We start from the raw sequence: 25,630 nt of genomic DNA on the forward strand, positions 1-25,630 counted from the left end.
AAAGCAACATTCTGCTGAGGCAAGTCTCACAGCAGTTTGTCGGATATATTTCACATCGTGACGGATATTAGGTTTATGACGGAAGAGCGCTGTCCGTTTTGCAACATAATCAAAGATCGGATTCTCTTAGAAAATGGCAGTGGTTACGTAATAAGCGATGGATTTCCAGTTTCACCTGGGCACAGCTTGATTATTCCCCGAGATCACTATGCAGATTTTTTCGATATTCCGGAAACCGTTCGCTATGACCTTTTTCGGCTAGTTGATGACGGAAAGAAATTCCTCGATAGCCAGCTATCCCCGAACGGCTACAACATTGGAATAAACTCGGGAGCCGCGGCTGGCCAAACTGTGCCGCATCTTCATATTCACTTAATCCCTCGGTTCAATGGTGACCAAGCTGATCCAAGAGGTGGGATTCGCTGGATATTTCCTTGCAAAGCGAATTACTGGTCATGAAGAGGTCACTGCCGCCTCAGCTTGGACTCGACATTGGGTCGCTAAGCAAGCTGTTCCATAACACGACAACCTCTTATAAGTACCTTTTTTTCATTGGACTGCTGAACTGCTTAGTAAAGCGATTAGAATCTCAAAATCAGTCGAGGATTTTTGACCTTCGGGAAATTATTCAAGAGCTTCTTGCGTTTGGTTGGTATCCCCACAAATTCTTCAGACTTTCCTATGGCCATGCTGACCAGGTTGGCCGCATGCTTGATGACCTTCACTTTGACCTGAGCGAACGCGCCATAACAAATCCAAGCAACGTCATTGCACTGCGCAAAGCTATTCAAAATCAATTTGATGAAATAGGGGCAGGCCAGCTGAAACGATTCGTTCCTTTCCGCTTGCTCTCTCCATTCTATCAGAGCGAACTAAAAGGAGTTCCGGATCATAGAAAAGACCGTTACATTTTAGCTCTCGCAAACGCTCAATTTGGGATGGGCGATCCGCCCATTTACCAGTTTATTGGACAAACTGAATCAATAGAATTGCATGAAGCCTGGGCAGATTATTTCGAGAAGAATTTAACGATAGTTCGTGGCTGGGCCCTCAACGAATGGGCTTTCTATCTGCAAAAGCGCAACCCGAATACTCCAGCGATCATCAAGAAGATTCAGCCCCCGCTTACAAAATCAACATTAAGCACCCAGCGTGATATTTGGAAATTGATCCTAGAGGAACAAGAATTTATCTGCATTTACTCCGATGAACCCATTGAACCGGGACACTTCCAACTCGATCACTTTATCCCTTGGTCTTTCATTTGCCATGATCAGCTTTGGAATCTGATTCCTGCCATGCCCCGTGAGAATACCTCAAAAGGCAGAGTCTTACCTAGTGCACGCCAGGTAGAGAAGTTTATAGCGGCGCAGCAAAGGACAATCGCGGCTTCTCACAAAACAATGAAAACAGAAAAATGGCATAGCATTGCCGAAGACTATTCCGCAGGCCTAAATCTTCGCTACGATGAACTCCTGGACCCGAACGCTCTAAGAAAGGCCTACGAGCAAACCTTATACCCGCTTATATCCCTTGCTCACCAGCTTGGATACTAGGTAAGAGTCCCAATTAGGTAGGCGGCAGAAATTATGAGCAAGCAAAAAGCAAACTGGGGCAAGAAAGTAGGATCAAACCTGTATCTTCACCTGTCTTCCATCAAGTGGGCCTCACCCGACCTTCAGTCAAAAGTTAATCAAGCTTCCCAAATAGCGAATCTAGTGCCGGGAAAAGACTTTAACGTGATTAAAGCGGGCGACAATCGCAAGGATTTGTCTCTACTAGATTACCCAAACTTTTTTGACGAGGCTTTCCCAATTTTGAACCGTTACTGGTCTTTCGATTTAGACCAAGAAACCTTCCGATTCCGCACCTACAAAGAGTCTTTCAATCCTCCGTTACTGCATCGTAAAGAATTATTACTAGACCCAAAGCATCCTGACAGAGACCGTTTTACACAGCTCACAAAAGAAGCTGAAGCTATTGGGCTGTTCGATGATGCTTCTCGGATAGGCTTTATCCAGGATTGGGATGCCTCATTAAAAAGCCGTGGTTACCAGGTCATTGGTCATGAACTAGTGCCAGTGGGCAATGCAGAAGCTTTTGATAATGAGATACCACAAGACCTCTCAGATACGATCATACGACGCCATTTGACTGCCTTATCTAGAGCGAATCTTTCAGCTCCGATGCAGACCCTCGCTCGTTTTGGATACCTCGACGGAAGCAAAACCATTTTTGACTATGGGTGTGGGCGCGGTAGCGACGTCACTTTCTTGACCGAAAACAATGTTCAGGCAACGGGATGGGACCCTCACTACGCGCCCCATAATCCAAAGCATACAGCAGATATCGTCAACCTAGGCTTTGTCATCAACGTGATTGAGGATAGGCAGGAGCGAAATGAGGCATTACGCGGAGCATTCGAACTCGCAAACGAATGGTTAATGGTTTCGGTAATGCTAGAGCATTGCAATAGTGGTAACGGAAAACCCTATGCTGACGGAGTATTGACGTCACGAAACACCTTCCAAAAATACTATTCCCAAGGAGAGCTTGCACAGTACCTGGAGGCGTTATTAGATATAGAACCCGTGCCAGTTGCCCCCGGTATTTTCTATATCTTCAAAAGTTCAGAGGCAGAGCAACGGTTCAGCACCCAACGCGTCGCAAAGCGACGCTCACCAATTAGACGCGTTTGGATGCCATTAAGCGTAGAAGACCGAGCCGCTCGCGCAGCGCACCGATTAGAAAGAAAATACGATGAGAACGCGGAATTACTAGAAAGACTCTGGGGAATTTGGCTAGATCTCGGTAGAGAACCCAAGCCAAAAGAAGTTGGATTTCTTGCGGATATCCGCAGCCAAGTTGGATCTTTTCCTTCGGCATTAAAACTTATTCTTCACAAGAAAGGAGAAGCCGGCTCCTCTGAGTTAGTCGTAGCCCGCCAAAATAGAATTGATGATTTAACCGTCTATTTCGCGAAGCTCCGGTTTTCGGGAAAACGACCACCACGGCCATTAGCGCCAACCCTCAGAGAGGACGTTAAAAATTTCTTCGGCAACTTAGAAAATGCAATGACGCATGGCGAAGAGCTTCTCTTAAGAGTCCTCAACAAAGAGGCCATTAACGCAGCCTGTGAGTCCGCCGCGGAACTCGGTTTAGGTTGGCTGAATGAAGGCCATTCCCTTCAACTTCATACAAGCCTAGTATCCCAGTTACCGCCAATTTTAAGGACATATGTGCACTGCGCAACCAGCCTATACGGCGACATCACTAGCACCGACCTGGTGAAGATCCACATTCGTTCCGGGAAGCTCACTCTCATGGGATTTGATGATTTTGAGGGGAAGCCCCTACCTCGCATGCTCGAACGCATCAAAATCGATCTGATGAGCCAAAGGCTGCACTTTTTTGACTACGGTGACGCCTATACACCGCCTTTCCTCTATCTTAAAAGTCGTTACATTAATGAGAGCTGCCCGAATTACAGCAAACAGCTCAAATTCGATGAGGGTCTGCTGAAAGTACCGTTTCTCAACCTCGAGAACTACGGGCCGGCACCAAAAGATTTCGTCAGTAAGTTGGTAAAATATAGATATCAAGTCGACGGCTTCGACCTCACGCGAAGCCAATCAGTTCCAAACTTAGATGATGCTTGTGGCGATAATTTTAAATATCGCGACCTTATCCAGTGCGGCGAAACGCAAAAAAGAACCGGCATCGAAAACCTCCCAAAACAACCGGAAACCTATTCTGCGCTTCTTGATTTAGCTCTACACCTATTAGACCCAATTATAGATTACTTCGGAATGATAAAAATTACATATGGATTTTGTTCTTCAACACTTTCAAAATCAATTCCCCGGGGAATCGCACCCAAAATTGATCAACACTCTTCTTGCGAACTAAACGCATCTGGCAATTTCGTATGTCCTAGATTAGGCGCCGCAGTGGATCTTATTGTGGAAGATGAAGATATGTTTGAGGTAAGTCAATGGATTGTTGAAAACCTCCCCTTTGATCGGCTTTATTATTATGGCCCAACCAGACCCATACACATAAGTTACGGGCCCGAGCAATCGAGAAAAATCGTAATCATGGGCGATACCGGATATAAGAAAATAGGAGCAACCAAAACCTTTACCAAAACAGCATTCCTAAAAATACAAAAAAAACCTTAAAATCATTACATATTTGGTTCACTAATTAACGAATTCAACTTCAAAGGGCGAGATACCCGTTTATAGTGCATCCATTTTTCTCTAAATTCATGATTAAAACACTCTTTGATCATTCCAATAAACTCCCCTTGCGCTTTTTCTATCGCTTCATCGGAAAAATATAAGAGCCCGTGCCCAATAATTGATTTATTTCTACCGCTTATAAAAGCTGATAAAGAAGTGGAAAACGAAGAAGCTGTAGTTGCCCCCGCTAAACCGGACACCACCTCATTCGTTTGATGCCAGTTCTGCCCGATATTCCCAGGGCGATTTCATTTTCAGCCCCTTGTGCGGGTGGCTTCGGTTATAGTCCTCGATCCATCCCGGCAGCCTGGCCATCACCGTGGCGGCATCAGGGAGATCGTTCAGGTACACATAGTCCCGCTTAAACGTCTTCACGAAGGCCTCCGCCATGCCGTTACTCTGAGGGCTTCTCACCGGTGTGGTACACACCACAAAGCCCAGAGAGGACGCGAAGGTCCGCGTTTCTTTGGCAATGTAGCAGCTGCCATTGTCTGTCAGCCACTCCAGCGGATGAGGCACCCTCTCTGACTGGCCGAACCGGTATTCCAGGCTTTCCAGCAGTAGGTCCTGAATCATCTCACCGGTGATGCCACCAGTGGTCGCTACATAGCGCATCAGCTCGCGATCACAGCAGTCCAGGCTGAAGGCTACACGGACAACCTCCTTGTTCCAGCAGCGGATCTCAAAGCCATCCGAGCACCAGCGAAGGTCCGGCTTCAACGTAATAACCTGGCCATTGTGGCAGCGCTCTTGAGGTCGCCCTGTATACCGGGGTAACAGCAGCCCATCCTGCTTCATCAGTCGGTACACGCGCTTGTGGTTTACTCGCTCATCGTTGGCTGCGAGCAACCGATTCAGTCGAGCCGTGATCCTTCGATAGCCATTGGCCGCACGGGCCTCGCACAGCTCGCGGATAAACGGTAAATGCCGGTCATCGTCCTGTTTGCTGTATCTCGGGCTTCGGCCTTTCTGGCGACCATGAAGGCGATCCAGAAGATTGGAGCGCGACACCTTCAGCACTTCCGCAACCCGCTTCAGAGGGTATCGTCCGGTGGCAGCAACGGCATGCGCGAGATCAACTTTTTTGACTGAGCCACCTCCAGGGCTTCCCGGAGTATTTCAGCTTCCATCGTCTTGCGGCCCAACATCCGCTCCAGCTCCCGAACCTTCTTGTTCAGGGCTTTCACCTCGGATGCGCTTACAACCTCATCACCGGATTCAATCGCGGACATGCCACCGTCTTTCATCAGCTTCTTCCAACGGAACAACAGACTTGCTGATATACCATGACGCCGGGCGACAAGCGATACCGACATGCCTGGCTGCTCACACTCTGCAACCATGAATGCTTTCTCCTGCGCGGAATACCGGCGACGGCGCTGCACTCCGGTTATGACTTCGATTCTCTCCACCTTGGACACTCCTTTGCACTAGGTCTATGCCTAGGCCTTTGCTTCTACCAAGGTGTCCGGTTTAAATGGGGGCTACTACACGGCATGAACTGCTTAGCCGCGTCGAATCCCGTATCAGGGAGCAACACCGCAAATTCGTCGCCACCAATGCGTGCTGGGAAGTCGCCGCTACGAAGGCCAGACTTGAGGGCATCCCCCACGTCTTTGAGCACTTTATCGCCCTCTGCGTGCCCGTAGTCATCGTTGATCGGCTTGAAGTTATCTAAATCAATACTGATTAGCGTGAAATGTCGGCCATAGCGGGAAAGACGCTCGATCGAGCGTTCAAGCTCTGCTCGAAAACTGCGTATGTTAGCAATTGATGTAAGGGGATCTGTCCGGGCCAGCATGCGTTCTTGATCTAGTTCATTCCGTAACCCAGTTACGAGGTATCGCTGTTCGGACACATCCTGACAAATCGCCAGGGTGTAACTTCCGGACGCCAAGGTAATCTGCCTTAAAATAATAACAATCGCGAAGTGCGTCCCATCGCCTCGCACAGCTTCCAGTGCAGAATTTGCAATCCGTGTCTCTTTCTCTGGAGAGGCGTGGAAGCGGGCCATCTTATTATCATGGCCATCGCGCTTCTCCACTGGAATAAGCTCCCCAACATGGTTTGCATGGAAGCCATCTCCGCTGGACTTGAAAACCCGCCTGGCCATTTCGTTCGCAATAAGAATTTCACCGCTATCGCCAACCACGAGGGCAGCTTCAGGAAGGGTGTTCAGGAACCAGTTGTAATCGGAGAGACAAGGCAGATTTTCAGTATTCACAAAGTGGGACTCAAAGGTGATAAACCCAACACTAAACAAAGTCGACCGGGAAGAAGTAACTAGTATATCGACTTGAGTCCAAATCTTGGTCAATCATTGGACATGTTTGACAGGAATTTACGAGCACCGTTCGTTCTAGTTCCGTAAGGAAGCAACCCTAAAATTGCTGAGTCATGTCCAATTTAGGGCAGCCGTAACCGGACAAAATCCAGGTAGTTGTTCAGGCACATCTGCGCGAGTAAAGTGTGAAATCGAGGGCATAGGGCAGCGGTCACTTTGGTAGTTTTGCGACGATCTCAACCGGACAACCCTGTGCCCAGATTCGGCCTCAATCGTGTAACTATCGGTATTAAATGAACTTTATCGAGGGCGAAGCTTGAAACATAACCGCTTGAACCGCCTCAAATTACAACGATTAACCCCTAGCTAAAGCACCTTGGTACAGTGCACTCCGGAGGCAAAGGTCATAGGTTCGAATCCTATCGGGCGCGCCATTATTTTCAAAGGCTTACGTGAAAACGTAGGCCTTTTTTATTTGTCTGTGTCCAAATTGTGTCCATGGTGTGTCCGCACAAATTCGAAAGGAAATTGAGGCGACCGCATTCTGACCTTTGCACTGAAAGTAACCTAAGCACCTCTTGAAAAGAAGGTTCATTAAGGTCGCTATGGTCGCAAAGCGAACGTTCAGTCGGAGCGCAAAACCATAATCAATTGTTAGAGATTTGCCAACTATTGCTCATTCTCTAACCGGTCCCAAGCATTTAATCAAACTGCTGGCCTGCCCAGAATCGTTGAACCATTAGACCGGTCTGGTTCTAAACAAGTTGAAAATGAGTTCAAGCAGGTGAAGTATCAACAAAATCTGATGCATTCATCGTTTCATATGGTGTCGAATCAACTTGGACTGAAGGGATGCCACCCAATCCATGTTACTAAGACTGTGTGTTTTCACCCTGGTGATTATCGGGGCTGCTTGCAGTGTCCAATCGCAACCCGTGAACGCTCAAGAGAGCGAAGGCCTGACGGTTAATTTAACCAGCGAGGCCATTGAAGCTGCGGTTATCTCTGAGGGGGCTATTTGGCTGAAACTTACACCAAGTGGAAGTAGCCAACTGGCTGCCACAGCAAAGGACAACCTGGGCAGTCAGGTAATGATCCACGTGCTCGGCCATGAGGCTCTTTCAATGATGGTCGTGCAAGATATGGCATCGGAACGATTGGTCATTAGGAACCCATCACCAGAGCTTAAAGCCGTGCTCACATCATTTATCCGGCACAGCAGGACAACTGTTTTACATCCTTGGTGAACGTTTGCGCACAGAGCTTGAGTCCTTCAACCATGGTCAAATAAGGGAACAAGTCATCGCCGATTTCCTGAACGGTCAAACCTGCTCGTAACGCCATCACTGCCGTTTGGATAATTTCACCGCCTTCCGCTGCGACAATCTGCACCCCAAGCAAACGGCCTGAGTTGCGCTCTGCCACCATTTTAATAAATCCTTGGGTGTCAAAGTTTACTAGCGCACGCGGCACGTTTTCCAAGTCGAGCAGCCTGGTGTCCACGCTATAACCCCGAGCAACTGCTTCGGCTTCAGAGAGGCCAACGGTGGCGACTTGAGGATCGGTAAACATGACCCCGGGCATGGCACTGAGGTCGAGTTTGGCCTCGCCTTCCGTCATGTTGATGGCGGCCCGGCTGCCCCCGGCAGCGGCCACATAGACAAACTGCGGTTGATTGGTGCAGTCTCCGGCAGCGTATATTCCGGGGACCGTGGTTTGCAGATGCTCATCCACCTGAATTGCGTCGCGTGAGGTTTCCACGCCAATGCTCGCCAGGTTCAGGTCCTCGGTATTGGGAGTTCGACCGGTCGCCACCAGCAGTTGATCGGCTCGCAAGGTGCCGGCAGGCGTCTCGACGATGAACTCGTTGTCGCTATAGTCCACGTTGCTGGGCAGGGTCTGGCTAAGCACCTCAATACCTTCGCGCTTGAACGCTGCATCCATAGCTTCCCCGATTGCGGGGTCCTCACTGGACAACAAACGGCTCCGGGCCAAAACGGTAACCTTGCTGGCCAGTCTGGCGAATGCCTGAGCCAATTCCAGGGCAACGAAACCGGCACCAATCACGATCAGCCGTTTGGGAACGGTATCCAGCGCCAAGGCACTGGTTGATGTCAGGTAAGGAGTGTCTGCCAGCCCCGTTATTGGCGGTTCTGCCGGTCTGGCTCCGGTTCCAATAAAGGCGCGATCAAAATGAACCGGTTTTTCACCACCCTCAGCCAACGTGACTAACAGGCTATTGGTGTCGAGAAACCGGGCCTCACCGTTCAGGACTGTGATGTCCTTGTGTTCTCGAAGTATCTTTTCGTACTTGGTGTCACGCAGCTCCTCCACTCGTGCCAGCTGTTGCTGAAGCAGTTTCGCTCGGTCTACCTCAGGAGCCGCAGCACTGATGCCCGCGTCAAAAGGGCTTTCTTTTCGAAGATGCGCGATATGTGCTGCACGAATCATAATCTTCGAGGGCACGCAGCCAACATTTACGCAGGTGCCGCCGACGGTCCCACGTTCGATCAGGGTGACGCGGGCACCGCGCTCTGTTGCCTTCAAGGCAGCCGCCATGGCGGCTCCGCCACTGCCGATTACAGCAATATGCAGTTTTTGGTCATTTTTCACTCGGGAAACTCCTTGGAGCTTTGGAATTGCTCTCGTAGCTGGCGTCATAGTGTTTTTTCCGCCAGAACGCATAGACCGTAAGGCCGATGAATACCGCCAGTGCCGGAAGAAGCACATAGTCGAGATAGCCCGTCAGGGCGGCCAGTCCCACGGTGGACATAAGAATGACCAGAATCGGTGTGAAGCAGCATAGTGCAACCAGAATAGTCCCTACTATGCCAACTCTGAGCAGGTTCTTCGGATTCTTCATTGCCCCTCCGGGGTCGCCTCTGAGGCCGTGGGAGTGGAGGGGTAACCAGCGTCGCTCGTGGCCTCGGTGAGCGCCTCTATGGAAGTGAGCGCATCGTCAAAGGTGACGACGGCTTCTCGATCAGGGTAGCTCACGGAAACTTGCGACACCCCTTCCACCTTACTTAAGGCCAGCTTGACGGTGATCGGACACGCAGAACAGGTCATGTCAGGCACCGAGAGAGTCACTTTTTGAGACGCAGCCCAGGTGGACATGCTGAGCAAAGTGAGGAACATGGCAAGTACAAGCTGTTTACGCATGAGGAAAATCTCCGTTTAGTAGAATAGGGGCAAAATGTAAGGGAACACTAAAGCGACCAGTACCAGAGCCGTAACTACCCAAAAGATCACCTTATAGGTCTTTCGGACTTGAGGGATCGCACACGTTTCACCGGGTGAGCATTGCTCTACAGGGCGATAGATTCGTCGCCAGGCGAGGTACATGGCGACGATGGCCGCGCCAATGAACAGCGGTCGATAGGGCTCCAAAGATGTCAGATTGCCGATCCAGGCACCGGAAACGCCCAGAGTGATAAGTACCAATGGCCCGAGACAGCAAGCCGAGGCGAGAATTCCAGCAATCCCCCCGACAGCGAGAGAAGCACCTCCGGATTTAGATTTGAATTTCGACATGACGTTTACACCTGTTGCCCATGGACTTGATGAGATAAGGTTACTTCCGTAGTCAACTACGGAGTCAAGCAGCATGTCGGTTAAAGCCAATTCAATGACTATTGGCGGCTTGGCCAGGGCGGCCAACGTAAATGTAGAGACGATCCGCTATTACCAGCGGCGTGGTCTGTTATCGGAACCCAAGCGGCCTCCGGGTGGCATTCGACGCTACGGTTTCGCCGATATTGATCGGTTGACCTTTGTGAAAACGGCGCAGCACCTGGGTTTCAGTCTCGATGAGATAAGCGACCTCCTACGGCTGGAAGATGGCACCCACTGTGAGGAAGCCAGTGCGCTCGCCGAGCACAAGCTGAAGGATGTGCGTGAAAAGATCGAAAGGCTGGTCAAAATTGAGATGGCTCTGAGCGATATGGTCAGTCAATGCCACGCACAGCCGGACAGCATCGCGTGCCCGCTCATTGCTTCGTTACATGAGGGAGGTATTGGGACAAGAGGCCAAAAGGGTTAGCTTCTGAACCAATCAACCTCTTGGGTTCTACCCGGTTTCCAAGGACGGCTTTAAAACGTCCGTGGACTTACCCCGGTGCAGTAATTGAAAACCAGAAAGACCTTTTCAGCGCGCGGCTCAAGATGGGATCACCGGACGTATACCGCTTTTTGGTCAATTCGATTGTTTCTGAATGTCCGCTTTTGTTTAGGTGGCGCATGGGATGCAAGATGGTCGCAAAGCGAACGTTCAGGCAAATAGATTTTGGAATATGCGCAGTAGACGGGTAGGCACTCTGCGAATGATCGTGATAACCGGTAAAGACGTGATAGCAAGGTGCCAGGCCGAATCTTGGCACCTTGCTATCGGCGTTACTCACCAAGAGTTCGCTGTTTCCAGAGATAAAAGAGCACAGGAATCACCAGCAGCGCCAGAATGACAGCGGAAATCATACCGCCCACCATAGGTGCCGCAATCCGGCCCATCACCTCCGACCCTGTACCGGTGCCAATCATAATGGGCACAAGCCCCCCGATAATGGCGGCCGCCGTCATCATGATTGGCCGAACCCGCATACCGGCACCGTGTAGTACGGCATGGCGGAGGGTTTCTCGCCTTGGCGTCAGCCCTTTGTCATCACACGTTTCCAGCATTGCGTTATAAGCCTGATTCAAATACACCAGCATGATCACCCCAATCTCTACCGCAACGCCGGCCAGCGCAATGAAACCGACACCGACGGCTACCGAAAAATTATAACCAAGCAGATACATCAGCCAGATAGCACCGATCATCGCAAACGGTAGCGTGCCCATAATAATCCCCACTTCGGCAAAACGGCGGAAGTTAAGAAACAGCAGGATGACGATGATGGCCAGCGTTAACGGCACCACATAGGTCAGTTTTTCCTTCGCACGGAGCATGTACTCATACTGACCAGACCAGTTGATTGAATAACCGGGAGGTAGATCCAGCTCTTCACTCACGGTAACCATGGCCTGTTCAACATAGGTGCCTACGTCGACACCCTCAATATCCACAAAGGTCCAGCCGTTCAGGCGGGCATTCTCACTCTTAATGGCCGGCGGGCCATCCTCCACGCCGATCTCCGCCACATCTGCCAGGGCAATGCGCTGGCCGGATGCGGTCACGATGGGCAGTTGCTCCAGCTTCTCGGGCGAATCCCGGTAATCTTCCGGGTAGCGCAGATTAATTGGGTAGCGCTCAAGCCCCTCGATGGTTCTGGAAACGTTGATGCCACCAATAGCGGAGGCCACTACCTGCTGAACATCTGCGATATTCAGCCCATAACGAGCGGCACGCTCACGATCAATATCCACCTTGATGTAGCGACCCCCGGCGACTCGCTCAGAGTAAACGGAGGCTGTACCGGGGATGTCGACCATGACTTCCTCAAGGCGTTTACCGATGTTCTGAATGACGGTAAGGTCCGGACCGGCAATCTTGATGCCCACCGGCGTTTTAATACCCGTTGCCAGCATATCGATGCGCGTGATGATCGGCATAACCCAGGCATTGGTTACCCCCGGGAACCGAATCAGAGTATTGAGCTCCTGCTTCAGCTTTTCGGTGGTCATGCCTTCCCGCCATTGATCCCTCGGCTTGAGCTGGATGAAGGTCTCGATCATCGTCAATGGCGCCGGATCGGTAGCGGTATCCGCCCGCCCCACTTTGCCGAACACGGTTTCGACTTCGGGTACGGTGGCAATCAGCTTGTCCGTTTGCTGCAACAGTTCCCGAGCCTTACCAATGGAGATGCCCGGGTAGGTGGTGGGCATGTACATCAGGTCGCCTTCATCCAGTGGCGGGATGAATTCACTGCCGATTTTGGTGGCTGGCCAAAGGCCCACAGCCAATACCAGCAACGCAGCAATAACCGTCGTTTTCGGGAAGCGTAACACCAGCTTCAGAACCGGCATATAAACGCCAACCAGCAGGCGGTTCACGGGGTTCTTGTGCTCCGGCAGCACCTTGCCGCGAATGAAATAGCCCATCAGCACCGGCACCAGCGTCACCGCCAGGGCCGCACTCGCCGCCATGGCGTAGGTTTTGGTGAACGCCAGGGGAGAAAACATCCGCCCTTCCTGCGCCTCCAGGGCAAACACCGGCACAAAACTGACGGTAATGATCAGGAGCGAGAAAAACAGCGCGGGCCCGACCTCAGAGGCTGACCGTGCAACGACTTCCCATCGGTTCTCAGACGTTAACGGGGTTCGCTCCATGTGTTTGTGCATGTTCTCGATCATTACAATAGCACCATCAATCATGGCGCCGATAGCGATGGCAATCCCCCCGAGTGACATGATGTTGGCATTGATGCCTTGCCAGTGCATGACGATAAAGGCAGCCAGAATACCCACCGGAAGGCTGAGAATCGCCACCAGCGACGAGCGCACGTGGAACAGGAAGACGATGCACACCAGGCCCACCACCAGAAACTCTTCAAGCAGCTTGAAGCCGAGATTATTGACCGCCCGCTCAATCAGACCAGAGCGATCGTAAACCGTCACCACCTCGACGCCTTCAGGCAAACTGGATTTCAGGTCTTCCAGTTTCGCCTTCACGCCATTAATGGTTGCCTGAGCGTTCTCACCAAAGCGCATCACCACAACACCGCCGACGGTTTCACCTTCCCCATTCAGTTCGGCAACCCCACGCCGCATCTGCGGGCCAACTTCAACGGTGGCCACATCTTTCAGCAATATGGGGGTACCGTTGTCATTGAGTCCTAATGGAATCGACAGAAGATCCTCACGGGACTTTATATAGCCAGACGTGCGCACCATGTATTCCGCCTCGGCCATCTCGATGACGGAGGCGCCCACTTCCTGGTTGCCTCTCTTGATGGCGTTCTGGATGTGAGCCAGAGGAATTCCCAGCGCCCTGAGTTTTTCCGGGCTGACCTTGACCTGGTACTGCTTCACCATACCGCCTAGCGCAGCCACCTCAGAGACACCCGGCACCGTTTGCAGTTCGTACTTCAGGAACCAGTCCTGCAGGCTGCGCAACTGGCTTAGGTCCTGGTTCCCAGTGCGGTCTACCAGCGCATACAGGTAAACCCAGCCAACTCCGGTAGCGTCTGGCCCGAGCTGAGGCCTTGCAGAGTCTGGAAGGCTGGGCGCAACCTGGGACAGGTATTCCAGTACCCGGGAGCGGGCCCAGTACATGTCGGTGTCTTCATCGAAGATCACGTAAACATAGGAGTCACCGAAGAACGAGTATCCCCTGACCGTTTTCGCGCCCGGTACCGAGAGCATGGCTGTCGTCATCGGGTAGGTCACTTGGTCTTCCACCACCTGCGGCGCCTGGCCCGGGAAACTGGTTTTGATAATGACCTGCACATCGGACAGATCCGGCAGAGCATCCACCGGCGTTTGTTTCAGCGAATAAAGGCCGAGCCCTGTGATAAGCAACGTCGCCAGCAACACCAGGAAGCGGTTACGAATAGACCAGTGAATAATAGCGGCAATCATGACTCGCCCCCGCCATGGCTCATGGTGCTGTGATCCATGCCTTCATGATCCATCCCCTGCTCATCCATATCCTGAGGGGATGACATCCGTTGGAAGTCCGAGGTTTTGCTGGATTCCGAATCGATCAGGAACTGGGCGGATGTGACCACCGTGTCGCCTGGCGAGAGGCCATTGAGTATTTCCGCATACTTGTCGCCGACGCGCCCAACGGTCACGTTAACCGACTTGAAGGCGCCCTCTTCCATCGCCAGAACCAGTCGGTCGCTCTGTCCGGTGCGGATGACCGACTCCCGTGGCACCAGAAACTGCCGCTGTCCCCGTTCGCCCTGAACATCCAGGCGAGCGAACATGCCTGGCATCAGGACACCATCATCGTTATCAAAGCGCATCCGCACTTGCGCCGTTCGGGTTTTCGGGTTCACTTCGGGGTAGACGTAATCCACGTTTCCGCGCCACTCGCGACCGGGCATGTAATCCAGTGTCATCTGCACCCGGTTACCAGCCTCTACGGCGGAAAGCTGGCTTTCAAACACTTCGCCGATCACCCAGACCTCATCCAGCGCGGCAATCGATAAAACCCGGTTTCCGGGCTTGATGAACATACCCTCACGAACATTCAGATTCTCGATCACCCCGGAACCCGGAGCGTAAACCGTCATGGTTCTCTGCACTTCGCGGTTTTGGCGCAGTTGGCCGATCAGACCAGCCGGTACGTTCAGCGCCAACAATCGCTCGGTAGCAGCATCAACCAGTCTCTGATTGCCACGGTTCATCGCGAGAAGCAGTTCTTCCTGCGCATTCACAAGGGTGGGCGAGTAAAGCGTGTACAAAGGCTTGCCTTGCTCAACAGGCTCGCCCTCGGCTTTGACATAAAGCGCTTCGATCCAGCCTTCAACACGAGGGTGCACATGGGCCATCTCGTCTTCGTTGTACTGCACGTAGCCTACGGTAGTAATGTTGTTAGGCAGGCGCCCCTGAATCACCGGCTCCGTTCGAACCCCAAGGTTGTTGACGACCGTTGGTGAAATTCGGACCGTGCCGGCTGGATCCTCAGCTGACCCACCCTCCTCGTATACCGGGATTAGATCCATCCCCATCGGGGATTTTCCGGGTTTGTCACTTTTGAAATTGGGGTCCATCGGGGCTACCCAATGCAGCGGCTCCTTTTGGCCAGAAGCAGTCATTTCAGCTGCAGGCGTCGAAGTCGCGCCAGTGTCAAGCCAGTACGTGGCCCCTGCACCGGCGAGGCCGCCGAGCAATACAAAGCCCAAAGGGCGAGCAAAATTAGCCATGATGGTCAGTCCTGGTAACGATTCAGTGAAAAGGAAGGTATGTCGGAAGTGTCGGACGTCAGATAACGGAAACTCGCCAGATTCTTGGCCCGCTCGGCCATCATCTGTATCAATTCAACCTGGGTATTAAGCTCTGCAATTCGCGCTCGTACCGCTTCGGCGAAGTCGCCGTCATCGTTGTTGTAAGCAGTCAATGCTGCGCTTGCCTGCGCCTCCATTTGCGGCAGCAGGGTCTGTTCATAGAGCTCTATGCGGTCATCCAGTCGTTCGATCCGGGCCACGGCCGCACGGGCTTTGGCCTGAAGTCCCCGGATCTGCAAAATACGTTCTGTTTTTGCCGCCTCCAGTCGCGCCACTGATGCATTCAGTTTTCGATCCTGCCGGTTGCCTGTAAAGATCGGGAGATCAAAGCCAATGCCTACAGAAAACAGGTCGGCCCTGTCCTGACCGTTTGGTGCCCGCTCCCTGTATCCATATTGTGCAGATACTGACCATTCCGGCTTGTAGGCCTGGCGAGCCAGGTCAACGTCAACACTCTGGGCATCAATCAACTGATCAGTCGCGCGGATTGACGGATGACGGATCAGTGCCTCTGCGGATGTTTCAGCCCAGCCCAGAGGAAACACTCTCAGCAACTCGTTGGGTACATCTTTACTGACAGCCAGCTTGGCTTGGTCCGGGCCTATCCACTCTGCCAGCGCCTCGCGGTTCGATGCCTGTTGCAAATGCAGCACCGTCAGCCGGTCCTCAAGTCGCGTCAGTTCCAGCGAGGCACGGATTACATCCTGCTGCCTGGAACCTATGCTTGCTGAGGTATACCCGGCCTCGGCGACATCCTCTAACTGCTGAAACAGAGCACGATTATCTTCAATCAGTTCGATGCTTTGCTGGGTTCGCCAGACCTCAAGCCAGAGATGCGCTACCGATTCCATGACCTGCGCCCGGCGGTTCTCGCGCCGAAAAGGCTGAACGCCTGCCATTTCCTGCTTTTTTTCACTGGCCAGCTGACGGCTATCACCTCGCGGAATTTGCTGGGTAAATCCAATGGTGGCCTGAGTCATTGCCTCCTGTCCGGTATCGAAAGTATCCGTGGGCAAATTCGCGGCACCAAGCGTCATCCGGGGGTCCGGGAGTGCCCCATCGGCAACAGCTTCTTCCAACAGCGCATCTTGCATCTGCACACTCTGACGCAGCCACGGATCGTTCTCGATGGCCGCATCAATCGCGCCGGTTAACTCAAGTCTGGTTGCCGTCCAAGCGGGCAAACTGGTCAAAACCAGAGCACCGAGAAAGGCCGGCTTTATAAGGTGAGGAAGAAATGACAACGTTATATCTCCATTGAAATGTTTCTGAATCGCAATCTTATAGCGCTTATCTGAAACCAAACTGAATTGCAGAACGAAAATGCACAATTTGATTTATATCAAGATACTGTTATTCCTGAAAAAAATTACTTTATTTTAAATTTTCTTGTTTCTTTCAGGATCAATTCAGAAACCGATGTTTTAATTAAATCACCAACCAACTAGGAGGTGTAAAAATGAAAAATTTACTTATATTTGCAGCAGCAGTTACTGTTTCAACGTCCGTACTCGCCGGAAACATGTCAGACAGTAAGGACATGAAGGCCATGCACAGCCAAATGATGGACAAATCATCCATTGAAGAAATACTTAAGAATGAAGAGATGCAGCGCTTACACAGAGACATGACACGTAATGCGATGTCCGAAGGGGGCTTTGAGGCTCGCGTGCAAATGATGACGGAAGAAGGCCGGGCTTATCACAAAGCTCTGAAACAAAGGCAAAAAAATACCGCAGGGTAATCCCTGCGGTAAAGTCAACTCGTGGAGACGCAAGCGTCGGCTGGCTCGGGCTTCGAGCAGTCGACGTCCTGATCACGCTCAAGTAAATCACAGAAAACTGAAACTGAACTGAATTTATTGAACGGTTTAAGGCAATTAAGGAGAGCATCATGAAAAAAATCATTATCGCTGCCGCAGCTGCCACTTTATTTTCTACCATGGCCACTGCCAATTCAGGATTGGCCGATCGGATTAATGAAGCGCGCACTTACCCGAACAAAACAGTCGACACGAAAACCAGAATGATGACCTGTATGAAATACATGCAATCTCAAAAAGATATGAAGGGGTCAAATATCAATCAACAAGAAATAAGATCAGGTAGAAATGCACATCACAATCATACTTAAATAATTCCAGAACGTCAGAGCAAAATCAGTAGTCGACTGTCTCTTAGAACGACAGTCGACTATTTATTCAATTTTTAACATCCAGAAGATACTTTATTTCACTTCCACGGCGCTTCTTCATTTGGCTCTCAGAGTCAACCATCCAAGAAACATCCATTTGACAACCAGGACCGTTATCAGTGGCAAGAAAACCCATTGTGCAAGAGGAAGTACCCCTGTGCCTGTCCATGTGACTACCGACAATAACTCGCTATAATTCCATCTTAAACCTGCCGAACCATCCAGGCCTCCAGGTCCAGAATTCGGTTTCGATACGCATGGTGAAACGGCCGTGGTTGCTGTCCGACCACAGGGTGGCCTCCATCCCCTCAATCAATGATTCCGCCGAGGGCGCACCACCCAGCGCATTGCCCGGAAAAACACTTAGAAAAGCCACCACCCATAAGCATTTCATACACTGGCTCCTTGAGTTAATCGTCTGATTACCCAGAGAAATCAGAGCCCACTCCTTTCAGACCACGCCTCATAGATCCGCTTGTCCCATTTGCTCTGGAAATAGGCGATAGCGGCTTTTTGATCGTCCCTGGAGAGCTCGTCTGCGAAGGCCGGCATTTTCCCACCCATGGGGGCGCCACCTTGACTAATTGTACCCATCAGCGTGTCGAAGGAATGGTGCCAGGCATGGCCTGTTCCGTTGAGCGGTGGCGGCGGGTAAGAGCCATCCTTCAGAGCCTTTTTCCAATTGAAAGCGCCTTGGGCATTGCCGCCATGGCAGCTTGCGCAGTTGTCGTCGAACACCACTGCGCCGCGCTCGACCTCAGCCTGTGTGTACCAGCGGTCATCCACCGCCTGTTTACCGCAGCCGCTGATCAGTGCGACTGCAAGAACGCCTACTGAGATAGTTGCCCCATGCATCATTCTTGTTCCTCGATTTCCTTGCGCCTCAAATTCCTCAATTGCGGAATAAAACGGGGAGTTCTGGCTGCATAGGCCCGCCAATCGGAGCCGAACGCTTTTTCTGTTTCACGCTCCTCGTGAATAGACAGGCGCGAGTACATCCACACCAGCACCGGGAACATGGCCAGCGTCAGCAGAGTTGGCCACTGCAGCAGAAAACCGAACATGATGAGCACGAAGCCGGAATACTGGGGGTGGCGAACGTGGGCATACAGGCCGGTTGTGGCCAACTGCCCTGCCTTTTGCGCGGCATACAGGGTACGCCAGCCAGCCGCAATCAGATAAAACCCGAGGCCAATAAACACTGTGCTCAAGAGATGAAACGGCCCAAAGTGTGGGGAACCCTTCCAACCAAACAGCATTTCCAGCAAGTGGCCACTGTCGTGAGCCAACCAGTTCACGTCGGGATACTGGCTCTGCAGCCAGCCGGAGAGGAAGTAGAGCGTCAGCGGGAACCCGTACATCTCGGTGAACAGTGCCACCAGAAACGCGCTGAAGGCACCAAACGAACGCCAGTCCCGGCGGGTCTGCGGTTTGAAAAAACTGAAGGCGAAGAATATGAAAATCGCCGAATTCAGCACCACTAGGCTCCAAAGGCCATAATCCGATGCACCATCAGTCATCACGCTGCTCTCCACTCTTTCCCGGTTTCTCTGCCTGGTGGTTATGTCCTCCATGTCCTCCGTGCCCTCCGTGCATAAAAATATGGATCAGCGGACAAGCAAGCAGTATCAGCCAGGGCAAGGCGCCAAGCAGATGAACCTTGTGTTCTCCCCAGAGTAGAACCAGTGCGATAACGGCAAACATTGCCAAGGTAATTTTAAAGCGTCGATCCATGAGCGGTTCCTTTGCGAAAAAGCCAGTGTCAGAACAGGGTACTAATGGGCCTCAAGGGATATCTGATGGCCTATGCCGCTCAGCGCGATCTCATCAACCACATCGAGGGATTCCGGGTCGAGCACCCAAAGCTTGTTCTCTGCCCGACTGGTCACCAGTAGCTGGCCATCGTAGGGAGAGACCGCAAGATGATAGGGCGCAGGAGCCAGCGGCCTGGTGTGGCGGGCGCCGCTGGCTAGCTCAATCCGGACCACCTGGTTGCCGCCCTGGCTGGTGGCATAGAGGGTCTGGCCATCTGCGCTCAAGCCAACGCCATGGGGCGCCTCCCCAACCTCGTACCGGTTCGCCACCGCGCCTTTGGCAAGCTCAAGGACAAGAACCTGGCCGGATGCAGCATCATTCACGTAGAGCCGCTGGTTGCCGGGGGCAAGCACCATATGCTCTGGGTTGCCGCCAACTCGCAAATTGCGCTCGACGAACCAGTGCTCGGTATCCACTTCGCTGACCGTGCCATTACCGGTATTGCTGACCAGAAGGGATTGGCCGTCGTCGGTTTGCACCAGATAGTTGGGGGCCGGCCCCGTCGCCACAGTTTTGACCAACTGACCGGAATCCAGATCCACAACGCTGATACTGCCACTAGCAGGATGCGTGGAAACGGCATAGCGACCGTTGGAAGTCACCAGCACATGGTGCACCGGCCCCGGCACTTCCAGTTTGCGGTCAATCGTCTTTGTGGCCGTGTTCACCAAATAGAGCAGCCCGGTACTCCCTGCTTCCAATTCAGTAGACTTCCCGCCCCCATGATGAGCGGCGTGTTCATCTTCTGAAACGCCTTCGGGGCGACTAACCGGCTCCTGACGATCATGCGCCGACAAACTACCCACCACCAGATGCCGGCCATCCGGGGTCAGTGCCGAACCGTGGGTATTCAGTGTGCCGCCAATGGACGACGTCACCTTGCGGTTTTCCAGATCAATAACGCCGACGGCATCCGCTGTGCCCATGGGAACAAATGCCCGGTTTGTGTCTGCGGCCACCATCAGCGAAAAACTCATAGCGACACTGGCCGTAATTCCAGCAATCCACTTCTTGCGCAACGAATGTTTCATAGCGTGCCCTTTTTGGTCAGAGGGTTTCAGTAAGATTTCCTCGCCCGGTAAGCAAGATCCCGAACAGGCATGGTCATTACTTGGCAGTCCATCACACCAAGCTGAAACAGGCCTGAAAACAGTTGCGAAACATGCATCCGTTTGACCAGAATCAAGGTGGAACGATTCACAATAACCTTGGACGACCAATGCAAGACGTGCCCCAGGAAAACCAGCGAACAACCAAAACCCAAGCCGACCAGCTCAACCGGCAGTGTTACTGCATCACCCTTGACCGAAAAGCGCTCACTGACAGCCTCCGGAAGCAGTTTTCAGACACTGGGAACGAGGCGCCGGCCACTCCCGAGATCCATCATCTCTTTTCAAACACGCCGGTTTTTGTTCCCCAGGCTGACATCGCGACGATGGAGCGGATCGTTCAGGCGATCGAATCCGCAGCCGAGCTTCCGCCCTATAAGGAAAGAGCTCTGTCCTGGGCGCCGGACATCGCCGGATTTGATCCAGGCCCCATCGGGGCCTTCATGGGCTACGACTTTCACCTGGGCCCAGACGGCCCTCAGCTAATCGAAATCAACACCAACGCCGGCGGCGCATTTCTGAACACGCTGCTGGCCCGAGCTCAACACCGATGCTGTGACCCATCCCAGCAAACCGCTGACACCAACCGAGCACTGAATGGGTTCGAGGACGCGGCATTTGCCATGTTTAAACAGGAGTGGCAAAGGCAAGGTCGCAACTCAACGCCTCGTCGCCTGGCCATCGTGGACGATGCGCCAAAGTCCCAGTTTATGTTCCCGGAATTCCAGCTGGCCCAACAGTTATTCCAGGCCAGAGGCATAGAGACCTTGATTCTCGACCCATCGGAGCTTGAGTATCTCGATGGCGCCTTAAGCGCCTACGGCATGCCTATCGACATGGTGTACAACCGGCTGGTGGATTTTGCCTTGGAGGCCCCGGCTCTTGGGGCACTGAGGCACGCCTACCTCGACGGCGCGGCGGTCGTAACGCCCAATCCCCGCGCCCATGCGCTTATGGCCGACAAACGGAACCTGACCCTGCTATCTGATGCCCATACCCTGCGCGACTGGGGACTTAGTGAAGCCGAGGCAGGATATCTGGACAGAGCCGTACCGAAGACCTTGCTGGTTTCAGCAAGTGATGAGGCGGAGTTGTGGAACAACCGGCGTAAACTGTTTTTCAAACCGGTGGCGGGCCATGGCAGCAAGGGTGTCTACCGGGGCGAAAAGCTGACCCGCCGCGTTTTCGAAGAGATCCTGAAGGGTGATTACATTGCGCAGAACTTCGTTCCGGCCGGAGAACGCACCCTGAGAGTGGATGGCACGGTCACCACCAGAAAGGTCGATATCCGTTTGTACACCTATGCCGGGCAACATCTGCTTGCCGCTGCCCGTGTGTACCAGGGCCAGGCCACCAACTTTCGAACGCCGGGAGGTGGCTTTGCGCCCGTCTTTGAGGTGTGAAGGTGAGCCTCAATTGGAAACATTCAAAGGGATTAAGCCGTCAGCAAAAGTGCTCGGATCTCATAGATCCTGCATTCGGCCAACCTGACGAGCCAGTCTCATCGACTCATTTTCCTCCATCGCCAAAAGAGATTCGAACAGCTCTTTTGCTTCTGGAATTTCGGCTTTTCCAATCAGCGTTTTGTAGAGATCAATAATCTGATCATGAAAGTCGAACACTTCCCGGCAGATACCATCAAAATCAAGCTTCGCGTAAGGCTCGTCGCAGGTTCGATGAGTTTTGATCGGATTATGGGACAGGTAGTCGTACACCCGAGTTTCCAGTGCCTTCTTATCCCCTTGGTGCTCAAACTCGTTCACGATCCGCTCTATTTCCGATTCATGATCTGCCAGATAATCCAAAAGCGCACGGGCCCGTTCTTCCTCGTGCTTTGTTGCGCAATGGGACAGACAGCTCGCCAGATGTGAGTGCAGATCGCGCGTCCAGTCGATCAGTTGTCCAAAAGTCTTTATATCCATATCTTTTTTCCTTTTTTCTTCTCCACAATATGACTGACATCAAATAGGTATCCCGTCGTCAAATGAGGAGTCCTATTTGCATTTCCAGTGTTCAGTTGGGCTATGCGCTCGCCTGGCTAATTCGCTAATCCATTGCAAACCGCAGGCACTGCAGCAAATCGACGCCTCTACCGGCTTCAGATCGATTCCACAACCTCAGAGAGCATATCCCTGACCTTCCCGGCAACCTGCTTGAGCTCGTCATTATCGATGGCGCTCATGGAAGCCAATGGATCCACTGCACTTACCTCAATGCCCTCCGAAACCTCACGAAGAATAACGTTGCAAGGCAGCATGGCACCCACGCGAGGCTCCACACCGATGGCTTCCCACGCCATGCCAGGATTGCAGGCCCCGAGAATCCGATAGGCCTGCATATCCTTGTCCAGCTTTTTCTTCATGGTGGCTTTGACATCAATTTCTGTCAGCACACCGAAGCCGTGATCAGTGAGGGCCTGACGCGCTCTTCTGTCCACGTCCTCGAAATCGACATCTTTGATAACTCGATCGATTGTGTATGACATAGCTACCTCCAATGATTCAGAAGTTCATTACTTTGACCCGAGTTTCACCACCCTCAAACGCAGCGCATTCACAATCACGCTGACCGAGGACAGCGACATGGCGGCCGCTGCAAAAATGGGCGACAGCAGTATCCCGAAAAACGGGTACAAAACCCCTGCCGCTATCGGAACACCGGCGGAGTTGTAAACGAAGGCGAAAAACAGGTTCTGACGGATATTGCGCATGGTCGCCAGAGACAAACGGCGCGCCTCGACAATGCCCATCAGGTCGCCGCGCAGCAGCGTAATGCCGGCGCTTTCGATGGCGACATCGGTCCCGGTGCCCATGGCCACACCGACATCCGCCGTTGCCAGTGCAGGCGCATCGTTTACGCCGTCACCCGCCATCACGACAACACGGCCTTCGTCTTTCAGGCGCTGGACGATCTTGCCCTTATCTTCCGGCAGGACTTCCGCTTCCACTTCATCGATATGCAGTTTTCGGGCAACTGCTTCAGCTGAAGTGCGGTTATCGCCGGTCAGCATGACCACCCGGATGCCGTCTTTTTGCAGCGCGGAAATAGCGGCTTCGGTGGTTTCCTTGACCGGATCGGCAATCGCCAGCAACCCTGCGACGTTTCCGTCGACAGCAGCAAAAATCACGGTAGCACCATCTTTTCGGAGCTGGTCGGCGTCGCCGTCAAATCGCGTGGTGTCAACATTTTCCGACTCCATGAGAAGGCGGTTACCAAGTAGCACCCGCTTGCCGTCTATTCGACCGGTAACCCCTTTACCATTCGGAGAGTCAAAGTCTTCCGCATCCGGAAGCTTCAGGTCCATGCCCTTGGCTTTATCGAGTATGGCGTGAGCCAGTGGGTGCTCACTGCCTTTCTCCAGGCCGCCTGCATAACGCATGAGACTACTGTCATCGAACCCGTTGGCCGCGACAAGCCGGGTGACTTGCGGCTTGCCCTCTGTCAGCGTGCCGGTTTTATCCACCACCACGGTGTCCACCTTCTCCATACGCTCCAAGGCTTCCGCATCGCGAATCAGAACGCCACTTTGAGCACCGCGTCCGACACCCACCATGATGGACATGGGCGTCGCCAAGCCAAGTGCGCAAGGGCAGGCAATGATCAGAACACTGACCGCTGCAATCAGCCCGAACGCCATAGGCGGTGCGGGTCCAAAGAAGGACCAAGCAATAAAGGCGACAATAGCAATCACAATAACTGCCGGCACAAACCAGCCTGCTACCTTGTCAGCCAGCCCCTGGATCGGTGCGCGGCTACGCTGGGCGCTGGCCACCATCTGGACAATCTGGGACAGCATGGTATCGCGGCCAACTTTGTCGGCCCGCATGATGAAGCTGCCCTGCTGGTTTATGCTGCCGCCGATCACCTGGTCGCCGGATTTCTTGCTGACCGCCAGGGGCTCGCCGGTCACCATGGACTCATCCACGTTGGAGCTGCCTTCAAGCACCTCGCCGTCCAGCGGCACCTTGTCACCGGGGCGCACCCGCAGGCGGTCGCCCACCTTGACCTGATCAAGCGACACATCGGATTCGCTGCCATCGTCGTCCAGTTTTCTGGCCGTCGCCGGTGCCAGATCCAGCAGGGCCTTGATGGCACCAGAGGTTTTCTCTCTGGCGCGCAATTCCAGCACCTGCCCCAGCAGCACCAGCACCACGATGACAGCAGCCGCCTCGAAGTAGACGGCGACCGACCCGTCTTCCTGCCGGAAGGCGCCTGGGAAGATCTGCGGCGCCAGGGTCGCAACCAGGCTGTAGATCAGCGCGACGCCGGTACCAATGGCAATGAGCGTAAACATGTTCAAGTTACGGCTAACCACGGATTTCCAACCCCGGACGAAGAAGGGCCAACCGCACCAGAGCACCACAGGCGTTGCCAGCACCAGTTGAATCCAGTTGGACATCTGCGGGGCTATAATGTGATCGAGTCCGGTGAGGTGCCCACCCATCTCCAGCACCAGTACAGGCAGGGCCAGCACCAGGCCGATCCAGAATCGGCGGGTCATGTCTTTGAGTTCTTCCGAAGGCCCGTCGTCCAGGCTTACCTGCTCGGGCTCCAGGGCCATGCCGCAGATTGGGCAGTCCCCTGGCCCTTGCTGCCGAATCTCGGGGTGCATGGGACAGGTATACATAGTGCCCGGCGCTACCGGCTCTTGCTGTTTCTTTTCCCAATCGAGGTACTGCTCAGGGTTCTCGTCGAATTTGGACTGGCAACGCGACGAGCAGAAGTACCAGGTTTTACCGCCATGCTGGCTGCGGTGTTCCGCGGTATGCGGATCCACTGCCATGCCGCAAACCGGATCCTTGGCGGTGTGCTCACCAGGTTCTTTATCGGTGTGGTGATCGTGGTCATGGGCGTGATGGTGCTCAGCCATTGCGATCTCCTTTTTTGTCGGCGGGCCAGTCTGCAAATGCAATAAAATACAGCAGAACCAGATTGACGATGGGGATCAATATCAGCACACCCATCCACCCCGGATACCCGGTGCGCTGACAAATACGCCAAGCCGGAATGACCACCACAATGGCAATCACCAGCATCCACAGCCAGTGGCCTGCCCACATGGTATTCCCGAACATGTTATCTCCCATCATGGCAATA

Annotated in this window: 26 protein-coding genes; 8 read left to right on the forward strand and 18 right to left on the reverse strand. The window is 53.0% G+C overall.

The features are described 5' to 3' along the window. Positions 1 to 75 precede the first annotated feature (75 nt). The 3 genes from WA411_RS05870 to WA411_RS05880 are packed head-to-tail and all read left to right on the forward strand — an operon-like array spanning position 76 to position 4,181. The gene (locus tag WA411_RS05870; RefSeq protein WP_291908785.1) at positions 76 to 459 is read left to right on the forward strand and encodes an HIT family protein; all 384 of its coding nucleotides are present in this window, start codon (positions 76 to 78) and stop codon (positions 457 to 459) included. Then, positions 435 to 1,556 carry an HNH endonuclease domain-containing protein gene (locus WA411_RS05875; RefSeq protein ID WP_291908788.1) on the forward strand — a complete coding sequence of 374 codons (1,122 nt, stop codon included), beginning with the start codon at positions 435 to 437 and terminating at the stop codon, positions 1,554 to 1,556. The genes WA411_RS05870 and WA411_RS05875 overlap by 25 nt, the downstream gene beginning before the upstream one ends. 33 nt (positions 1,557 to 1,589) lie before the next feature. Continuing rightward, entirely contained in the window at positions 1,590 to 4,181 is a 2,592-nt protein-coding gene (locus WA411_RS05880) for a DNA phosphorothioation-associated putative methyltransferase (RefSeq protein ID WP_291908790.1), read from the forward strand. A 267-nt stretch (positions 4,182 to 4,448) separates the two neighbouring features. Here WA411_RS05880 and WA411_RS05885 read toward each other — a convergent pair. Together WA411_RS05885 and WA411_RS05890 are read right to left on the reverse strand one after the other, a co-directional pair. Beyond that, positions 4,449 to 5,656, reverse strand: a protein-coding gene (locus WA411_RS05885; RefSeq protein WP_094182537.1) for an IS3-like element ISMaq2 family transposase whose coding sequence is annotated in 2 segments (ribosomal slippage) — positions 4,449 to 5,329 and positions 5,329 to 5,656 — 1,209 coding nt in all. Because the reading frame shifts where the segments join, the coding sequence is not laid out codon by codon here. A 44-nt stretch (positions 5,657 to 5,700) separates the two neighbouring features. Next, positions 5,701 to 6,468 (reverse strand): GGDEF domain-containing protein, encoded by a 768-nt coding sequence (locus WA411_RS05890; RefSeq protein ID WP_291909179.1) that lies wholly within the window; start codon positions 6,466 to 6,468, stop codon positions 5,701 to 5,703. Positions 6,469 to 7,394: 926 nt separating this feature from the next. Between WA411_RS05890 and WA411_RS05895 the strand changes: the two genes are divergently transcribed. Further along, the gene (locus WA411_RS05895) at positions 7,395 to 7,775 is read left to right on the forward strand and encodes a hypothetical protein (RefSeq protein WP_273167690.1); all 381 of its coding nucleotides are present in this window, start codon (positions 7,395 to 7,397) and stop codon (positions 7,773 to 7,775) included. Here the strand turns inward: WA411_RS05895 and merA are convergent. From merA to merT, 4 genes are read right to left on the reverse strand one after another with little or no spacing between them, the layout of a single operon-like run. Then, positions 7,735 to 9,141 carry a mercury(II) reductase gene (gene merA, locus WA411_RS05900; protein ID WP_273167692.1) on the reverse strand — a complete coding sequence of 469 codons (1,407 nt, stop codon included), beginning with the start codon at positions 9,139 to 9,141 and terminating at the stop codon, positions 7,735 to 7,737. The two genes, WA411_RS05895 and merA, sit on opposite strands and share 41 nt — an antisense overlap. Further along, positions 9,131 to 9,391 carry a mercury resistance system transport protein MerF gene (merF, locus tag WA411_RS05905; RefSeq protein ID WP_014575810.1) on the reverse strand — a complete coding sequence of 87 codons (261 nt, stop codon included), beginning with the start codon at positions 9,389 to 9,391 and terminating at the stop codon, positions 9,131 to 9,133. Before merF ends, merA begins: the two co-directional genes overlap by 11 nt. After that, a complete protein-coding gene (merP, locus tag WA411_RS05910; protein ID WP_062785075.1) occupies positions 9,388 to 9,690 on the reverse strand; it encodes a mercury resistance system periplasmic binding protein MerP in 303 nt (100 codons plus the stop codon). The genes merF and merP overlap by 4 nt, the downstream gene beginning before the upstream one ends. Before the next feature lie 15 nt (positions 9,691 to 9,705). Next, positions 9,706 to 10,062: a mercuric ion transporter MerT gene (gene merT / locus WA411_RS05915; protein ID WP_148608182.1), complete on the reverse strand. Its 357-nt coding sequence runs from the start codon at positions 10,060 to 10,062 to the stop codon at positions 9,706 to 9,708. Positions 10,063 to 10,135: 73 nt separating this feature from the next. Here merT and merR point away from each other — a divergent pair, with 73 nt between their 5' ends. After that, on the forward strand, positions 10,136 to 10,570 hold the full coding sequence (merR, locus tag WA411_RS05920) for an Hg(II)-responsive transcriptional regulator (protein WP_062785079.1): 435 nt from the start codon (positions 10,136 to 10,138) through the stop codon (positions 10,568 to 10,570). Between the two features lie 350 nt (positions 10,571 to 10,920). Here merR and WA411_RS05925 read toward each other — a convergent pair whose 3' ends face one another. Genes WA411_RS05925 through WA411_RS05935 form a run of 3 tightly spaced genes read right to left on the reverse strand, consistent with a single transcriptional unit; the run spans position 10,921 to position 16,600 of the window. Beyond that, complete coding sequence (locus WA411_RS05925; protein ID WP_062785081.1) at positions 10,921 to 14,043, reverse strand: efflux RND transporter permease subunit; 3,123 nt, start codon at positions 14,041 to 14,043, stop codon at positions 10,921 to 10,923. Then, positions 14,040 to 15,335: an efflux RND transporter periplasmic adaptor subunit gene (locus WA411_RS05930; RefSeq protein WP_062785083.1), complete on the reverse strand. Its 1,296-nt coding sequence runs from the start codon at positions 15,333 to 15,335 to the stop codon at positions 14,040 to 14,042. The genes WA411_RS05925 and WA411_RS05930 overlap by 4 nt, the downstream gene beginning before the upstream one ends. A gap of 5 nt (positions 15,336 to 15,340) precedes the next feature. After that, positions 15,341 to 16,600 carry a TolC family protein gene (locus WA411_RS05935; protein ID WP_336119291.1) on the reverse strand — a complete coding sequence of 420 codons (1,260 nt, stop codon included), beginning with the start codon at positions 16,598 to 16,600 and terminating at the stop codon, positions 15,341 to 15,343. A gap of 275 nt (positions 16,601 to 16,875) precedes the next feature. On the opposite strand from WA411_RS05935, the gene WA411_RS05940 reads away from it, so the two are divergent. Both WA411_RS05940 and WA411_RS05945 read left to right on the forward strand, forming a co-directional pair. Next, on the forward strand, positions 16,876 to 17,160 hold the full coding sequence (locus WA411_RS05940; RefSeq protein WP_062785085.1) for a hypothetical protein: 285 nt from the start codon (positions 16,876 to 16,878) through the stop codon (positions 17,158 to 17,160). Positions 17,161 to 17,309: 149 nt separating this feature from the next. After that, on the forward strand, positions 17,310 to 17,549 hold the full coding sequence (locus tag WA411_RS05945) for a hypothetical protein (RefSeq protein ID WP_062785087.1): 240 nt from the start codon (positions 17,310 to 17,312) through the stop codon (positions 17,547 to 17,549). Between the two features lie 250 nt (positions 17,550 to 17,799). Here WA411_RS05945 and WA411_RS05950 read toward each other — a convergent pair whose 3' ends face one another. From WA411_RS05950 to WA411_RS05970, 5 genes are read right to left on the reverse strand one after another with little or no spacing between them, the layout of a single operon-like run. Beyond that, on the reverse strand, positions 17,800 to 18,003 hold the full coding sequence (locus WA411_RS05950) for a hypothetical protein (protein WP_062785089.1): 204 nt from the start codon (positions 18,001 to 18,003) through the stop codon (positions 17,800 to 17,802). Positions 18,004 to 18,044: 41 nt separating this feature from the next. After that, a complete protein-coding gene (locus tag WA411_RS05955) occupies positions 18,045 to 18,464 on the reverse strand; it encodes a c-type cytochrome (RefSeq protein WP_062785289.1) in 420 nt (139 codons plus the stop codon). Further along, on the reverse strand, positions 18,464 to 19,129 hold the full coding sequence (locus WA411_RS05960) for an isoprenylcysteine carboxylmethyltransferase family protein (protein ID WP_064226816.1): 666 nt from the start codon (positions 19,127 to 19,129) through the stop codon (positions 18,464 to 18,466). Before WA411_RS05960 ends, WA411_RS05955 begins: the two co-directional genes overlap by 1 nt. After that, positions 19,122 to 19,343 carry a DUF2933 domain-containing protein gene (locus WA411_RS05965; RefSeq protein ID WP_370385359.1) on the reverse strand — a complete coding sequence of 74 codons (222 nt, stop codon included), beginning with the start codon at positions 19,341 to 19,343 and terminating at the stop codon, positions 19,122 to 19,124. The genes WA411_RS05960 and WA411_RS05965 overlap by 8 nt, the downstream gene beginning before the upstream one ends. A 41-nt stretch (positions 19,344 to 19,384) precedes the next feature. Next, complete coding sequence (locus WA411_RS05970) at positions 19,385 to 20,455, reverse strand: YncE family protein (protein WP_062785095.1); 1,071 nt, start codon at positions 20,453 to 20,455, stop codon at positions 19,385 to 19,387. A 188-nt stretch (positions 20,456 to 20,643) separates the two neighbouring features. Here WA411_RS05970 and WA411_RS05975 point away from each other — a divergent pair, with 188 nt between their 5' ends. Next, the gene (locus WA411_RS05975; protein WP_291909149.1) at positions 20,644 to 21,936 is read left to right on the forward strand and encodes a hypothetical protein; all 1,293 of its coding nucleotides are present in this window, start codon (positions 20,644 to 20,646) and stop codon (positions 21,934 to 21,936) included. A 60-nt stretch (positions 21,937 to 21,996) separates the two neighbouring features. Here WA411_RS05975 and WA411_RS05980 read toward each other — a convergent pair whose 3' ends face one another. The 4 genes from WA411_RS05980 to WA411_RS05995 form a co-directional block, all read right to left on the reverse strand. Further along, positions 21,997 to 22,455, reverse strand: a complete 459-nt coding sequence (locus WA411_RS05980; protein ID WP_062785099.1) for a hypothetical protein — start codon at positions 22,453 to 22,455, stop codon at positions 21,997 to 21,999. Positions 22,456 to 22,631: 176 nt separating this feature from the next. After that, complete coding sequence (locus tag WA411_RS05985) at positions 22,632 to 23,018, reverse strand: DUF302 domain-containing protein (protein ID WP_062785101.1); 387 nt, start codon at positions 23,016 to 23,018, stop codon at positions 22,632 to 22,634. A 27-nt stretch (positions 23,019 to 23,045) separates the two neighbouring features. After that, a complete protein-coding gene (locus WA411_RS05990; protein WP_366831879.1) occupies positions 23,046 to 25,403 on the reverse strand; it encodes a heavy metal translocating P-type ATPase in 2,358 nt (785 codons plus the stop codon). Further along, on the reverse strand, positions 25,396 to 25,623 hold the full coding sequence (locus tag WA411_RS05995; protein ID WP_223133761.1) for a hypothetical protein: 228 nt from the start codon (positions 25,621 to 25,623) through the stop codon (positions 25,396 to 25,398). Before WA411_RS05995 ends, WA411_RS05990 begins: the two co-directional genes overlap by 8 nt. Positions 25,624 to 25,630 lie beyond the last annotated feature (7 nt).

The organism is Marinobacter sp. CH_CUG1437-1 (assembly GCF_037029655.1).
Taxonomy (GTDB): Bacteria; Pseudomonadota; Gammaproteobacteria; order Pseudomonadales; family Oleiphilaceae; genus Marinobacter; species Marinobacter salsuginis.